We start from the raw sequence: 15154 nt of genomic DNA on the forward strand, positions 1-15154 counted from the left end.
GCATCCTGTCGCGTCAGTGTGTGGATCAACGCATTCCAGACCAAGATACGTTAAAAAAGGAAATTGCAGCATGGCAAGAAAAAAGAAACGCCCTTGCTCAACCTATGGAATGGCGGTTTACTAATGAAGATGCTCGGATAAAATTGAAAAAGCTTTATCCGACACTTAAAGAGTGACTAAGTACTAGTACTCAGTCAATCTTGATATGTCGGGTATATTTTTGACCAGCGTGAGACCTACGAGGTTTTTAAAACCTCGTAGGTCTTTGTAACACCCGACAGAATAAAGTTGACTGACTACTAGGCGCTAAGAAAACTGGTTTATGTGCGACAGCGCACAGACCGAAGCACGGTAAACACCTACGCTGTCAGTTCACTGGTGGCCACATTTTAAATGGTTCCAGTTTTTTGCGGACAACTGAACAACTCCGCGCCACACGCCACTTACTAAGAGGATTTATCATGAACCGTTCCCTATTAATATCAGCCCTGCTAGCCACATTTGTTCTTACTGCTTGCGACAATAAACCTACCGTAATCAACGCGCCAGCAGGTCCTGCGGGGCCTGCCGGTGCTAAAGGCGCAACCGGTAACGAAGGTGTTCAAGGCAGCCAAGGTAAAGCTGGCGCTAAAGGCGAGACCGGCACTTCTGGAGAAAGCACCACTGTAATCGTCACGCCACCGGCAGAGCCAACAAAATAATAGATCGTACAGAGTTTCATCAAGTCGCTAAGGTGTTTTAGGCGAGTTACAATCTAATCGTCGATAACAGGGTTGAATCGACCCTCCTGTTGTCATTTGAATCCTCGGATGTCCATAAAATCGCATTATTTTTTCCTTACTACCAAAATATTGGGAAAGGATAATTCTTATTTTCGTAAGGCGCGACAATAATGCGTAATCGTTTGTTATGGATTTTTTTGCTATTTCTAGCAGTGAGTTACAGCGTTTTCACAGTTCAATAGTTACAGCGTAACCGTTCGCACTGAGCTTGTCGAAGTGTGCCGTTCATGCTTCGACAAGCTCAGCACGAACGGTGGCTGTAACTGTCCTAAGTTGAAAACGCTGTAACTTCATTTTATCGAGTGTTGCAAAGACCTACGAGGTTTTAAAAACCTCGTAGGTCTGGTCTCACATCGGTCAAAAACATACCCGACATATCAAGATTGACTAAGTACCAGTATGGGTTCCTGAGCTGGCAACTTTGGGGATTCTATGCTGTGCGGATATCTCCAGCTGGGAGGGTGGAAATATTTACAAAGAATATTTATTTTATTAAAAACAGCTCATGGAAAGGATTAATTTCAATAATCAACTATTATTGTCTTAATAGAATTGTAAAGCATAGGTCGCAGTTTTATAAAGTTAATACTCGCAATTAAAATCGCTTTCCAATACCCATGAATAGTTTCGACTCCTCCATATTTAAAGTTTATCGCTACGGTCTGTTATTGACGTTTATTGTGACAGCTCCTTTAATTTGTGTTGCCGAAACAGTAAAAACACCTTCGATTCAAGACAACATAAGTTCTGCAAGAATTGTTATTCCTCTTTCTGGAACATGGCAATTTAAGACGGGCGATTTGAAAAGCTCTGTAGCAGATACGTCAAAAAATAATGTTGGCCATTGGGAAAATATTAATGTACCGGCAAATTGGTATCTTGAAGGACACGATATTAATGGTATAGCCTGGTATAGCAAAAACTTTACACTTCCCAGCCAATATGCAAATAAACATATTTCCCTTAAATTTTCTGGAGTAGATTATACAACCGAAGTGTGGCTCAATGGCAAATATATCGGTTTTCATGAAGGCTATTTTCAGTCTTTTAATTTCGATATTACAAAAGCTGTGATTTTCGGCAAAGAAAACCAGCTTATGGTTAAGGTAAATAGCCCATTAGAAAAAATGGGCGAAGATTGGTCGCTACATAAAAAATATATTAAGGGTATTTTTGGCCATCACGATACTCGTCCAGGGGGGGCTTGGTCAGTTCGGGCGCAAGAAAAAAACACCGGCGGTATATGGGCACCAGTTGAACTGGAAATTCACGAAGTGGCCGTGATAGAACAGGTTAAAGTAACGCCACAGCTCAATCTGGATAAACATTCGGCCAATGCTGACGTGCAATTGCATATCGGTCTGCAACAGGCTACAGCAATGCCGGTCAAAATCCAGCTCACTTTAAAACCCTATAATTTCGCAGCTACACAGAGCATATCAAAAGAAATTTTTCAAGAACTCAAGTCCGGTTTTAATGGTCTGCATATTCCTATTGCAATAAAGAAACCCGCACTGTGGTGGTCTTGGGATCAAGGTAAACCTAATCTTTATACGCTAGACATTAAAGTGTTTGCTAAAAATAAAGTGATTGACACCAAGACGGTCACTTTTGGTTTTCGTGATGTGCGTTATGACAAAGCCCATAATGAATGGCGTATTAATGGCAGACGAATGTTTTTGCGCGGCACTAACTATATAGCGACGCAATGGTTGAGTGAGATGACGAATGAACGCTTTGCTCAGGATATTGCTTTAATGAAAACGGCTAATATTAATATTGTTCGGGTACATGCGCACGTCACAGCAGAGGATTATTATCGGCTTTGCGATGAATCGGGTTTATTGAACTGGCAAGATTTTCCATTACAGTGGGGATATACGGACGACGACGCATTTCATAAAAATGCCATTCGTCAAGCGCGAGATATGGTAAATAGCTTGTTCAATCATCCCTCCATCATTGCCTGGAGCTTGATCAATGAACCCGCCTGGGAAGCTGAGTGGATGCAGTATAAATATAAAAAATATAACAAACTGCAAAATAAAGCCCTGACCACCAAGCTTTATCAGGCTATCTCTCCCCTAGATCCTACCCGCTACGTGCATCCTTTTTCTGCTTCTGCCGAACATCCGTGGTTAGGCTGGTATAGCGGGGATTGGCATGACTACACTCAGCCATCTAAAGTTAGTTTGGTCGCCGAATACGGAGCTCAGGCACTGCCTCATTTATTTAATTTAAGAAAAATAATCAGTGCTAAGGATATTTGGCCTACCACTGACAAGCAATGGGCGGTGTGGGATTACCATAATTTTCAAAAGAAAAATGTTTTTAAAGTTGCAAATATTTCAATGGGTAATACCTCCACTGAGTTCATCAAAAATACGCAAACATATCAATCTAAATTGATTAAATTGGCCGCTGAATCTTTACGTCGCCAACGCTATCAACCCGTGAGCGGTATTTTTCAATTTATGTTTGTTGAAGACTGGCCTTCCATGAATTGGGGCGTTATTGATTACTGGCGTTCGCCAAAATCGGGTTACTACGCTCTAAAGCAAGCTTACCAACCCATATTACCCAGCATTGAGTGGAAACAGGAAAATTATAAATACGGCGAAACGGTGAGTCTTAAGTTGTGGGCCATTAATGATTTGCCCCAATCCTATCAAAATGCGCAAGTTACTTATAGTTTAAGAAACGGAGAAAAGCTACTTGAACACCATACCTTGACTATAGATTTAAACGCTGACAGTGGCAGAGAGATAAAGATCATAAACTGGAACCATCTTGCAGCGGGTCATTATCAATTTTTTTATACCCTTTCAGATAACCAAGGCAATACTCTGGGTTTTAATTCACATGAGTTTGATATAAGCGAACCTCTAAAAACTACTGTCTCAAAACTTACGGCTGATAAATTTAAATAACTTCTAAATCGAAAATTATCTGAATTTAAATTATTAGAAATTTCCATTAAGCATTAAAGGTGGATTCAATTAATTAACCCAACATCAAAATTTCTAGTATTAGGAAGGGTAAATATTATAACTCACCTAAATTTATTGACTTCAAAGGTAAGCTCACCATGTCGTTTTATTTTGATAAATTTGAAAATCGTAAGCCCCCTGAGCCACTGGTCTATTCAGCTAGACGCGAGCTGCTGTACCAGTTTGTAGCGACCATGACGTTAGCGATGGGTGCCTGGTATATTTGGTGGCGCTGGAATTATTCGCTCAACTATCAAGCCTTGTGGTTTGCCATACCTTTGGTTCTGGCAGAGACTTTTGCCTACATCGGTTTGGTGCTGTTTACTGCCAATTTGTGGAAAACCAAAGACTACCCACAACAACCGCCACCGACCAGTTTATCTGAAACACTGGAGATGCCTTTAAGTCATGACCGGCCTATCTCGGTAGATGTTTTTTACCCCACTTACAATGAAGAAGAAGATTTGGTGCGCCTCAGTGTGCTGGATGGACAACGTTTGCAATACCCGCACCCCATCCAGATCAACATTCATGTACTTGATGATGGCAAGCGTAAAACCATGCAGGCACTGGCTGCCGAGTTAGGGGTTAACTACATCACCCGTACTAACAACCAAGGTTTCAAAGCCGGTAATCTTCGCAACGCGATGGAACAAACATCGGGCGATTTTATTGTTATTTGTGATGCGGACACACGGATATTTCAGACTTTTTTGCTTAATACCTTGGGTTATTTTCGTGATCCTAAAGTCGCCTGGGTGCAAACGCCACAGTGGTTTTTTGATTTGCCCGAAGGCAAGCCACTGCGCGTTGTCATGAAAAAATATCTGTGGTATCCAGGATTTGCCTTGGGATGGCTTGTTGAAAAATGTTGTGGTCCGGTCATGGTTGGCAAAGACCCGTTTGTAAATGACCCACAAATGTTTTACGACGTTATTCAACGCCGACGCAACTGGGCTAATGCCTCATTTTGCTGTGGGGCGGGCTCTATCCATCGACGTGATGCGGTTATGGAAGCGGCACTCAAAGCCTATTCACGCAGTATTGATACAGTGCTTGATGAGATCATGCCAGACATTTCCAAAGTGTTAGCCAAAGCCGCTAAAAAACTGGAGAAAAAAGATGCGGAGAGTCGTTTAAACGATCGCTTAAGGGAAGCTGTCACCTCGCAAATTATTCATGAAATTGAAATGACCCCTTATAAATTTCATGTGTCGGAGGATATTTACACCTCTATCGTTTTGCACTCGGATCACGGCAGCGAATGGAAGTCTGTGTTACATCCAGGTATTGAATGCAAAATGTTATCGCCCCAAGATTTGCAAACCTGGACAGTACAACGTTTTAAGTATGCCGGTGGTTCTTTGGATATTTGCCTAAACGATAATCCGGTATTTCGCCCTGGCCTTAACTGGAAACAAAAGTTGATGTATGGCTCGACGTTTTGGTCTTACTTTGGGGGTGTCTGGAACATAATATTTCTGCTATCGCCCGCCATTTATCTATTTACTCAAGTTTCGCCGGTATCCAGCTATTCCGGTGAATTCTATAAACATATTTTTCCGTTTCTGGTTTTAAATGAACTGGCTACCATGCTGGGCACTTGGGGTATTGCTGGCTTTAAATCCAAAGCTTCTTATCTGTCTTTTTTTCCTGTCAACTTACAGGCGTTGTGGACGGTGTTCCGTAAAAAACAGATCAAATTTCCAACGACACCTAAAGATCGTCAGGAAGGCAATTTCTTTCACCTCGTTATCCCCCAGTTTTTGGTTATTGTATTAACGATAGCAGGGCTGCTGTATGCCGGATACGGTTACCACCAAGGCAGCTTTACTAATCTTAATGGCTTGTTAACCAATATTTTTTGGGGAATCAATAATGTTTTGGCGATGAGTGGCTTGGTATTAGCGGCCTTCTGGCAGCCTGACGATAGCGATGTCGAATAACCATGTCTTATCAATAAGGAACAACCATGACATTTACCCAGGGCCTTATCAATGCCCGCAGCCATATTATTTTTATACTTGGGCTTTTTGCCTCGTTTGGACTGGTTTTTTACCTGGATAATCTTGATCTGCAAGCCACACAAAAACCAATAACTAACCAGATTGATATTGTGGTATCCAAAGATATTCCAAAACCGTTACAGGGGGATTTAACACCCGAAGAGCTGCAATGGGGCAAAATTGCCTGGACGTATTTCCGCAATAACTATCAGCCAAAAACGGGATTGGTCAATTCCGTGGATGAATACCCGGCCGCTTCCATGTGGGATACGGCATCGTATTTGATGGCCTTGATTGCTGCACAACGCTTACAACTGATCGATAACACAGAATTTGATGAAAAATTGGGCAAGGCGTTGCAAAGTTTAGCCAAACTACCATTGTTCGACGGGCAGTTGCCTAACAAGTCCTACAATACCATCACCTTGCAAATGGTCGATTATAAAAACAATGTCTCTGAGCGCGGCGTAGGTTGGTCGGCGATTGACGTGGGACGTGTCCTGGTGCCATTGAATATTATCACCTGGAATTATCCTAAGTTTATGCCAGAAGTCAGAGCTATTATTAAACAATGGCAATTAGATAAACTGTTGATCAATGGTGAGCTGCACGGTGCAACCGTGGATACGGCGACTAATAAAACCCAGTATGTTCAGGAAGGACGCTTGGGTTATGAAGAGTACAGTGCAAAATCATTTAACCTGCTGGGTATGGATGTCAGCAAGTCCAGCAACTACAAAGATTACTTAAGCTATGTCGATATTTATGGCATTGATATTCCTATCGACAAACGCGATCCTGAAAAATTTAATGCGCATAATTATGTCGTCAGTGAATCTTATATTCTGGATGGTTTAGAGTACGGTTGGGATTACACGTCTAAAGAATTTGCCTATCGTATTTTTAAGGCACAAGAAGCCCGTTTTAAAGACACTGGACAGGTAACTGCCGTCAGCGAAGACAACATCAAAGATGATCCGTATTTTGTCTACAACACGGTTTATACGGACGGTAAAGCCTGGAATACCATCACCGAAAAAGGTGAGGATGCCTCTCAGTTTAAAACCATCAGCACTAAAGCCGCTATTGGTTGGAGCATTCTGTATCAAACCCCTTATCGGGACACCTTGCTCGGTGCAGTAAAACAGCTCTATGATCCTGCCAAAGGCTGGTATTCAGGCTACTACGAAGTGTTGAAAAAACCGAATATAGCACTGACTGCCAATACCAATGCCATTATTCTGGAAGCCTTGTGTTTTAAAAAATTTGGCCGCCTATTGGCAATCTACCCTGACGTTGTCACGGAAGAAAAATCCAGCAAAAAAACCGGTAAATCTTAGTACATAAACTATAGTCATTATTAAAACCCAGTAGACAAAATGCCGTTGCATCATCGCTTAATTCACTTAACAACGTGAGGAAAGTCGTGAGTACCCAGTCGGTTTATCAACTATCACTGTTGCTTGTTTTTACTGTGATCTTTAATTAAAAAGTTACCTTCTGACTGATTTTAAATTATGAAAATTTGGTACGGAACCATACTTGTTACAACCGTGGTTTTAACAAGCTATCTCGTTATCGTTATGGGCAAGCATCTCCCGATGATAAGCCAAGATCTTGCGATGTCACAAGAAAGCCTCAAGACGTTGCAGGAACAGCTCACCCAGCAAAATACCTTGCTGGAAGCCTTGCAGGCCGATGTTAAAGCACTGAGTGGCAATAAAAGTGGAGTCAGCGTACCAAAACCGTCTCAAGATGACAAACGTAAAGCGGCTATCGAAGCTTTACGTAGTGGTTTTGCAAAACTGACCGAGGCCGAAGCCAAGCATAAACAAGGCGACCTGACCATAGCGGTGGATAGCCTTAAAGCTAGCAAACAAGCGCTGTGGCAAGCGGGAGATGTTTTAACGTCCGACCAGGATGCTTTACGCGCATTGATGACACCTATCGATGTCATTATCAGCCAATGGAAAAAAGGCGATAAAACCGCTGATTCTTTGAAGATATCAACGGCGGTAAAAACGATTTTACAAAAATTAGACGGCCATTCTTAAATGACTATGCAAAACAGCAATGATAAAAATGATAATGAAACCAACAAAGCGCCGTTTGCAGTATCCAAAGGGTTAGGTAACTTTATCGCACCGATGCCATTAAATCGTGGTATTTTTTCAATGGCTATTGCAGGCTTATTAGGCGTAGCCGTTGCTGTAGCGATTATCTTTTGGCCTAAAGAACCTGCATCAAACCGTGCCGGTAACGCCCTGGTTTATAACAATTCAATGCCCTTATTGACTCCCGTGTATCAAAAATCGGTTCAAGCCTACTTACATCCCATTCATACATTGAATGATGCGGATATAGAAAAAGCCAGAATTGCCTGGAAGTTCTTTGAAAAAAATTACCAAAAAGCCACAGGGTTGATCAATGCCGTCGATAAATATCCTTCAACCACCATGTGGGATACCGGTTCAAGCTTAGGGGCAACGATTGCTGCCTACGATCTGGGATTTATTAATGAAAAGGAATTTGATGACCGCGTCATGACTATGATGGCGACGCTTTATGAACTCAAACTGTTCGCCAATAAAGCCCCGAATAAAGTGTATGACACCACCACAGGTAGCATGGTGAACTATAAAAACCAGGCCTCTGATGTGGGTATCGGTGTTTCTGCGTTAGATTTGGCACGCCTTGCTTCCTGGTTAAATATTCTTGCGGGCACGCACCCTAAACATGCGCTGTCAGCCCGTAATATTATGCTGCGCTGGGATTTAAAAGAACTGATTAAAGAGGGACAAATGTACGGTTTAGCGCTGGATTCTGTCACCAAAGAAATTCGCGTGTTGCAAGAAGGCCGTTTGGGTTATGAACAGTATGCTGGCAAGGTCTTCAAGATGCTGGGTTTCGATCAGAAAATTTCAGCGACCTACAATAATGAGTACAAAGCCACCGTTAATATTAACGATGTCCCTATCGCTTACGATAATCGTGATCCCCGCAAATACGGCGCCTATAATTACGTTGTTACCGAATCTTATGTCATGGATGTTTTTGAACACGGGTTTGACGAGGAGAACAGAACGCTGACTGATAATATCTTTGAAGTGCAAAAACGGCGCTGGCAAAAAACCGGATTAGTGACCGCTGTTTCTGAGGACAATCTCGATCGTAAACCCAGATTCGTCTATAACACCATATTCGCAGCAGGATCGCCCTGGAATGCCATTACCGATACCGGCAAAGATATGGAAGATTTAAAAAGTCTATCTACCAAAGCGGCGGTCACCTTGGCTTATCTTTATCCTGATGATGCTTATAGCGAAGAATTGCTCAATGCTATTAGTAGTGCCTATGATCCTGAGGTAGGCTGGTATTCGGGCATCTATGAAAAAGGTCTGGGCTATAACGATGTTATCACCAGCAACACGAACGGTGTCATTCTGACAGCACTGTTATATAAAAAATACGGCCCTTTGAACCGAGTATTAAACAAGGCAGGTAAAAGTTTAAAGTTAACGCCGTAACAATGTCCCTGAATTCAAAACCAAAACGCCCAACCCTGTTACGGTCAATAGACAGACAGCACGACTCAAACCAGGCTCCATGACTCAATCGGCACAGGGGTTGCTGGCGTGCCTGCTGTTTTTTATTACACTGGCTACGGTTACGCAAGTTAATGCTGAGCAATCACCGTTATTAAAAATAGCTCAGGATTTACACTGTGTAAAATCAGAACAAGATGCTATAGCACTGTTAGCGAAACTGGCTAAATTACCTATCGAACCTTTTGGTATTCCCAGCGAAGACCTTACAAATACACAAAGCAGTGAGCTTTATGCAGCAACAGCTGATATTTTATTGCGCGTTCTTTATGAAACGACACAGCGTTATCCAAAATTACAGGAAACCGTAGAACAAATTACCTTGCTGTGGAATTATTGCGAACTCATCAATGACGGTGATTTGGCCGATCTCTTAGCCTCCAAGCAAGAAGGTATTATCAAGCGAGAAGCCATCGGCCCTTTTCCTGCCAACAAACAAGGTTTTGAGATTTGGGGCTTTACAAAACATGCCAATAGTCGCCATGTGCCGGACATACTCAAGTTAGTGCCGCTTTATCCAAGAGCTTATCAGGATCTATTGTACCGACTTACTGAGAAACAATGTTTCCCCCATCCAGATATTGATACATTACAAAATGAAGCACATGGCAACCCTTATGGCGGTACTTTGCATTTAATGCCAGCTTTGGAGCCTGGAAAAAAATATCCTTTTTTTTGGCAACAACAGTGTAGCCCAATGCCTACAAAAAAATCCACGAACACAGTCTCCCGCTTACTAAGAAACAAAGTGATCCATAAAAAAAATGTTAGATTTATTGAAAATAATTTAAACGAACAAGCAGAAACTTCTGTTGTTAAACCGGAGCCTCAAAGAATTGTTCTTGAAAGAGATACGTTATCCAAACACATTGACAGTGTTATTCCCCTACCAAAAATAGTAAAAAAAATGAGGTCGAGGCCACCGTCGAAATTAAAATCAAAACAACCTATAAAGAAAATAGTAACTCCAGCACCTAATGAAAAAATTATTATGGGCTTGTCATTTAAAAAATATACGCAACCCAGCCAAGGAGAAACTCCCGTTATATCGGCGGCAATGCCCTTCGGTAATTCTACTGCCGGTGCCCCTTTGCCCTTGCCGCCAGAAAATGGTTTAGGTGTTGCGGGTAATTTTTATCATCGTGCCAAACTGACCGGTGCAATGTCATTAGGAGCCAACGGAAGCTGGAAACCTTTTTCCTATTTTTTTGTGCGGGGCGGTATTAATTATAACTATCTGCCCGACTCCGGTAAGTTCAGCTATTCTTGGGGCATAGGCTACGATGATTGGCATCCGGGTACTTTTTCGGCGCAAATCAATAATTGGGGGCCTATTCCTGGTAATGGATCACCTTTCAGCGGTGCTGTCGCTAATTTCGGTTATAAATTTAAAGCGGAATTTTTAAAACCTTATCATCTCAGCGGTTCAGCGGCTATTAATGTGCCTTTTTCGGGGGAGCCCAGTATTTCAACAACCTGGGTTTGGTCGCCTATCGAACACTGGTTTGTGCGTGCAGGCTTATCAGCGCCATTAACCAATCCAGGCGGCCTGAATTGGTCTTACGGTTTTGGTTACTCCGATTGGCATCCGTTTACTTTTTCTCTGACCTACGATAATTGGGGCAGTAATCCAATTTTTGATTCAATCCAAGGCGATCGTTTTAATTTTATAGAAAATGGTGCGATTTCATTGTCCTGGAGTTGGGCATTTTAAACAGATTCCACTATTCCACCATGTGAATTTCGTCACGGTAGCATATTTTAACACTACACAGATATGAACTATTTCACAAAAAATGTGTGAAATAATTCACAGACGGCAGACTTAAATAACTTTAGACTTAACCCAACTTCGGTGTTCCATGTTACGTATTTTTTCCAAATAAACTTAACATTGAAGTTATTTAGAAGCGGTAGTTTTTTTACATGCCGGGTAGCGTTTCATTACCAAATTAGCGGGGGATTTATGTATAAATTTATTTGTTTTTGTCTGTTTACTTTATTTGGCAGCCAAGTTATGGCAGCAGATGTAACAAGGACATGTAGAGTAAATGAGGTCTTAATTGCCAATTTCGGGGCTACCGGAATTGATCGGGTTCACGTAAGGTGTGTCACCGGAATTTTTGATGGTGTTGATAAAATATTTTTCTATGCACTACCAATGAGTGCGACAGTAAAAGGTGCCGCTTATGCAACACAGTTTGTAAACTTAGGAAACACAGCACTTACCTCTGGAAGATTGCTAAATATTACATTTGGCTCTGGGGATACAAGTGGCACTGTTTATGGGTGCAGAGCCTTTGATTGTCGGAAACCAAAAAATGTGACTATTCAATAGAACTGGACTTGAATGTACATAGCTGATAACTTGATAAGGTGGATTCGCGCTAGCAATCCACCATTCGCGGCTATCCACTTAAGACGGGACAATAAACTACAACACTACCGTTCGGCCTGAGCTTGTCGAAGGCTGTTGTTCATGGTTCGACAAGCTCACCACGAACGGCTTAACCTGAAACTGTCCCGCCTTAAGTGGGGTAACCCCATTCGGTTACCATCTTAACGTGTTGTTCTGAAGCTGAAATTCACTATAGTTGCTATTTATGGTTCGCCGAATTCGATTTTTGCATTTTTTAGGCATAAATCTTCAGCATCACCGTCCAAAGCTTCGCACTTTTGTTTAGCGACCGCATAGTTAGCATCGCGGGTATCTGTTTCTGCATCTTTATGTGCAGCAGATGATTTTTCGATTGCTGTCGCATCGGCTTTTGAGGTCTTTAACTGGGCTTTAGCATAAGATTCTTCTTGAGTTTGGGCTGCTTTGGCTTCTTTTATGCACACTTCCTTGTCGTTACCAATTTTAGTGTCGCAGACCTGAATGGCAACCGCATAAGTCGCTTCGGCTTTAGCTATACGCTCTTTGTACCAGGTCTGTGCGTTGGGGTTGTAGGTATCGTCAAGCTGGGCTTTAACTACTTTCTTTTTACCTTTTATGGTTGCCAGACATATTTTTTTGTCATGACCTTTCATTTTCTTACATCGTACTTTGGCGACTTTGTATTGTGTGCCAAGATTACTCTGTAACGACTTGTATTGTTTTTTTGTAATGGTTTCAGCCATTACGCCAACACTCAGCGTAAAGCCGATAGCAAGCACTACTGCGCTGGGTCTTAAATGTTTCATGATTTTTCCTGTTAGAGCTTAAGGTATTTTCGTCTATCCTACTAAGGAACGTGCATGAAATAACTTGAACAACTTAAACGCTACCACCGTTCGTGCTGAGCCTGTCGAAGCATGAACTTGCTTAAGTTATTTCGTGCGCGTTCCTAAACAAGAATTACTGAGTAGGGTACAAATAGTTGCTCTGTTATTTTTATATTAAGATTTAGCTTATTTGCTGATTAAAGTTATTGTCAATCTTCAGCTCAGAAATACCCCTACCAGCCTTGCCTATTAAAGGCTATGAAACCATATCGATAATGGTGTAGGTAATTTCTCTGTGTCTGATATTTCACGCCTCTATTATTAAATACAGGCTATCCACTGGATGTTCGTGTTAAATAAGCTCATTATGAACAGCTTGGGGATAGCCTTTTAAACGTTATTACTTTGACAGTTAACCAATTTGTTTTAGTCAGCTGAACAACATTTTCAGCAAACATTGTTTATTTTTTATTCATTAAATGCTGAATATCTACAGGCTCTTTTTCTGTCGTGCCAGCACTTGCCGATGCAGGCGCGGGATTACTGTTTTGCATCACATGTTCTGGCACGGGATCGGGCGAAGGATCGCTGTTTTGCGTCACATGCTCAGGGACTACAGCAGGTGAAGGATTGGAATTTTGCATCTTCATTTCAGCGCTGGCTACCGCAGGCAAAGCACAAATAACCAGTATGGCTACTAATATTTTATTCATTTTATGATGACCTTATCATTTACTATACACAGCGAAACGGCGCTGCCCCGTTAAGCATAATTCGGTATGTTAACTGCACCCCTTTGTTGGCGTAGAGGCATCTTTATTGCAACAACATGAACCCGACTTTTGCAGGGCTTCCCATTCGTTCAACTGTTGCTCTGCATCGTATTTGGTAACGCCATATAATTCCTGAATCGTGCCAGCAAGCTGGTCGCGTTTGCCAGCAATAATGTCCAACTGATTGTCGGTTAGCTTACCCCATTGCTGTTTGGCGTTACCCTTAAATTGTTTCCAATTGCCTTCAATTTGATCCCAGTTCATCTGTATTCATCCTATTTTTGCATTATTTGGCGGGTCGTAGATATAAGCAACAGCGGTACACACCATTAACAGCGCTGCGCCTACCTCTCGGTTTTAAGCATAAGGTGATTTTTATTACTCGTCCGTCTGTTACCGCACACAGCACGTTATTTTTGGTTGCGCATTTTGTCTCGCTGACCTTTTTGCCAATCGGATAAACGTTTTTCAGCTTCAACAATGTCAGTCACGTAGCTATTTTTATGCGGTTTGCCGGTAAAGTAATTCTGGTTGTCGCCGATTAAATCCAGCTGGGCATGAGTCAGCCAGCGCCATTGATCTATCAGATTGTTTTTAAACTGTTGCCAGTTGCTGTTACTTTGATGGTTGTTCATTGTTATGGCTCTCATTCAAGGGTGGTATGGCAATCAGTATCGTGATCGATAACGGACACGAGCCGTCCAAATACCGAGGTTTATGGCCGATAGCTTGTTGCAGCGGCGAATTAAAAAAGCACAGGGACGCATCTCGTAGGGCATAAAATAAATCAGTTTCAACAGCTTGTCTGTTGGCTACCGCACACAGCTCAACTTGTTGGAGGTTGGTTTTTTAAAGCACCTTTTTTGTCAGTCCATCAAACTACGTGCGTTAACGTACAGAAGTCAGAAAACATCGGTGCTAGCATAAAGCCTGACTATGAGAACATTCTCCGTAGCAAGCTCCGATAGGGGATTACTGCCATCCTGGATTAGCTGTCGAGTTCCCTCATGATCACAGGAGACCTGTATGGTTACCCCCCCAATTGTACTCGCCAGCAATTACCTCATAGCGTCCCTGCCGCTTAAAGAGCGCGAACAATTACTCGCGCATTGTGATGCCATCGAACTTAACTTTTCCAAACTGCTTTACCAGGCAGGTGATTGCATGGCACACGTTTATTTTCCACTCGATGGTTTTATTTCCTTGGTGACGGCTATTGATGACAATGCAAAACTGGAAGTGGGTATGGTGGGTAATGAAGGTATGCTGGGCATTACCACGCTGTTGGATGTTGACATCGCGCCGTTTAATGCACTCATTCAAGGTGGTGGATCGGCACTGCGCATCAGTACATTAACGTTTCGACGCATCCTCGAACACAGTCCTGCGCTACAGCGGGTGTTGAAACGCTATCTCTACGTGTGCATGAAACAGCTGGCGCAAACCGCCGCCTGTACCCGTTTCCATCTGGTGGAAGAGCGTTTGGCACGCTGGTTGTTAATGACTCGTGATCGGGCACACTCAGACCACTTCCATGTGACTCATGTGTTTTTGGCCTATATGCTGGGTGTGCGCCGTGTTGGCATCACTAAAGCCGCGAAAATGCTCCAACAGAAAAAACTCATTAGCTACCAACGCGGTGACATAACAGTTCTTGATTCTATTGCTTTGGAGGCGATTGCTTGTCGCTGCTATCGGGTTGATAAAAATATTTACGCTAGCATAATGGCAGAACCGACATTCCGCACCCCCCTACCCAGAATTTGCATATAATTTAACATACCGATTTCCAAG

The 15154-nt window shown here is 42.4% G+C and carries 13 protein-coding genes; 9 read left to right on the plus strand and 4 right to left on the minus strand.

Translation table 11 applies throughout. The features are described from left to right. Nucleotides 1-461: 461 nt before the first annotated feature. The 8 genes from CRENPOLYSF2_RS01760 (at nt 462) to CRENPOLYSF2_RS01795 (ending at nt 11721) form a co-directional block, all read left to right on the plus strand. Nucleotides 462-701 (plus strand): hypothetical protein, encoded by a 240-nt coding sequence (locus CRENPOLYSF2_RS01760; protein ID WP_087142251.1) that lies wholly within the window; start codon nt 462-464, stop codon nt 699-701. A 698-nt stretch (nt 702-1399) separates the two neighbouring features. Next, nucleotides 1400-3712 carry a glycoside hydrolase family 2 protein gene (locus tag CRENPOLYSF2_RS01765; protein WP_087142252.1) on the plus strand — a complete coding sequence of 771 codons (2313 nt, stop codon included), beginning with the start codon at nt 1400-1402 and terminating at the stop codon, nt 3710-3712. Nucleotides 3713-3870: 158 nt separating this feature from the next. Further along, complete coding sequence (locus CRENPOLYSF2_RS01770; RefSeq protein ID WP_087142253.1) at nt 3871-5718, plus strand: glycosyltransferase; 1848 nt, start codon at nt 3871-3873, stop codon at nt 5716-5718. 26 nt (nt 5719-5744) lie between these two features. Further along, nucleotides 5745-7118, plus strand: a complete 1374-nt coding sequence (locus CRENPOLYSF2_RS01775; protein ID WP_087142254.1) for a DUF3131 domain-containing protein — start codon at nt 5745-5747, stop codon at nt 7116-7118. Between the two features lie 177 nt (nt 7119-7295). Then, entirely contained in the window at nt 7296-7832 is a 537-nt protein-coding gene (locus CRENPOLYSF2_RS01780) for a hypothetical protein (protein ID WP_140396759.1), read from the plus strand. Beyond that, nucleotides 7833-9305, plus strand: coding sequence for a DUF3131 domain-containing protein (locus CRENPOLYSF2_RS01785; RefSeq protein ID WP_217884049.1), 1473 nt, complete (start codon nt 7833-7835; stop codon nt 9303-9305). 79 nt (nt 9306-9384) lie between these two features. Then, nucleotides 9385-11097: a DUF3131 domain-containing protein gene (locus CRENPOLYSF2_RS01790; protein WP_087142256.1), complete on the plus strand. Its 1713-nt coding sequence runs from the start codon at nt 9385-9387 to the stop codon at nt 11095-11097. 252 nt (nt 11098-11349) lie between these two features. After that, nucleotides 11350-11721, plus strand: coding sequence for a hypothetical protein (locus CRENPOLYSF2_RS01795; RefSeq protein ID WP_087142257.1), 372 nt, complete (start codon nt 11350-11352; stop codon nt 11719-11721). Nucleotides 11722-11984: 263 nt separating this feature from the next. On the opposite strand, the gene CRENPOLYSF2_RS01800 is transcribed toward CRENPOLYSF2_RS01795, so the two are convergent. The 4 genes from CRENPOLYSF2_RS01800 to CRENPOLYSF2_RS01815 all read right to left on the minus strand — a co-directional run bounded on the left by CRENPOLYSF2_RS01800 (nt 11985) and on the right by CRENPOLYSF2_RS01815 (nt 13995). After that, on the minus strand, nt 11985-12566 hold the full coding sequence (locus CRENPOLYSF2_RS01800) for a hypothetical protein (protein WP_087142258.1): 582 nt from the start codon (nt 12564-12566) through the stop codon (nt 11985-11987). 482 nt (nt 12567-13048) lie between these two features. Beyond that, nucleotides 13049-13300, minus strand: a complete 252-nt coding sequence (locus CRENPOLYSF2_RS01805) for a hypothetical protein (RefSeq protein WP_087142259.1) — start codon at nt 13298-13300, stop codon at nt 13049-13051. A 69-nt stretch (nt 13301-13369) separates the two neighbouring features. Continuing rightward, a complete protein-coding gene (locus CRENPOLYSF2_RS01810) occupies nt 13370-13624 on the minus strand; it encodes a CsbD family protein (protein ID WP_087142260.1) in 255 nt (84 codons plus the stop codon). A 146-nt stretch (nt 13625-13770) separates the two neighbouring features. Next, nucleotides 13771-13995 (minus strand): CsbD family protein, encoded by a 225-nt coding sequence (locus CRENPOLYSF2_RS01815; RefSeq protein WP_087142261.1) that lies wholly within the window; start codon nt 13993-13995, stop codon nt 13771-13773. Between the two features lie 391 nt (nt 13996-14386). Between CRENPOLYSF2_RS01815 and CRENPOLYSF2_RS01820 the strand changes: the two genes are divergently transcribed. After that, nucleotides 14387-15133 (plus strand): Crp/Fnr family transcriptional regulator, encoded by a 747-nt coding sequence (locus CRENPOLYSF2_RS01820; protein ID WP_087142262.1) that lies wholly within the window; start codon nt 14387-14389, stop codon nt 15131-15133. Nucleotides 15134-15154 lie beyond the last annotated feature (21 nt).

The organism is Crenothrix polyspora, from assembly GCF_900163755.1.
In the GTDB taxonomy this organism is placed as follows: domain Bacteria; phylum Pseudomonadota; class Gammaproteobacteria; order Methylococcales; family Methylomonadaceae; genus Crenothrix; species Crenothrix polyspora.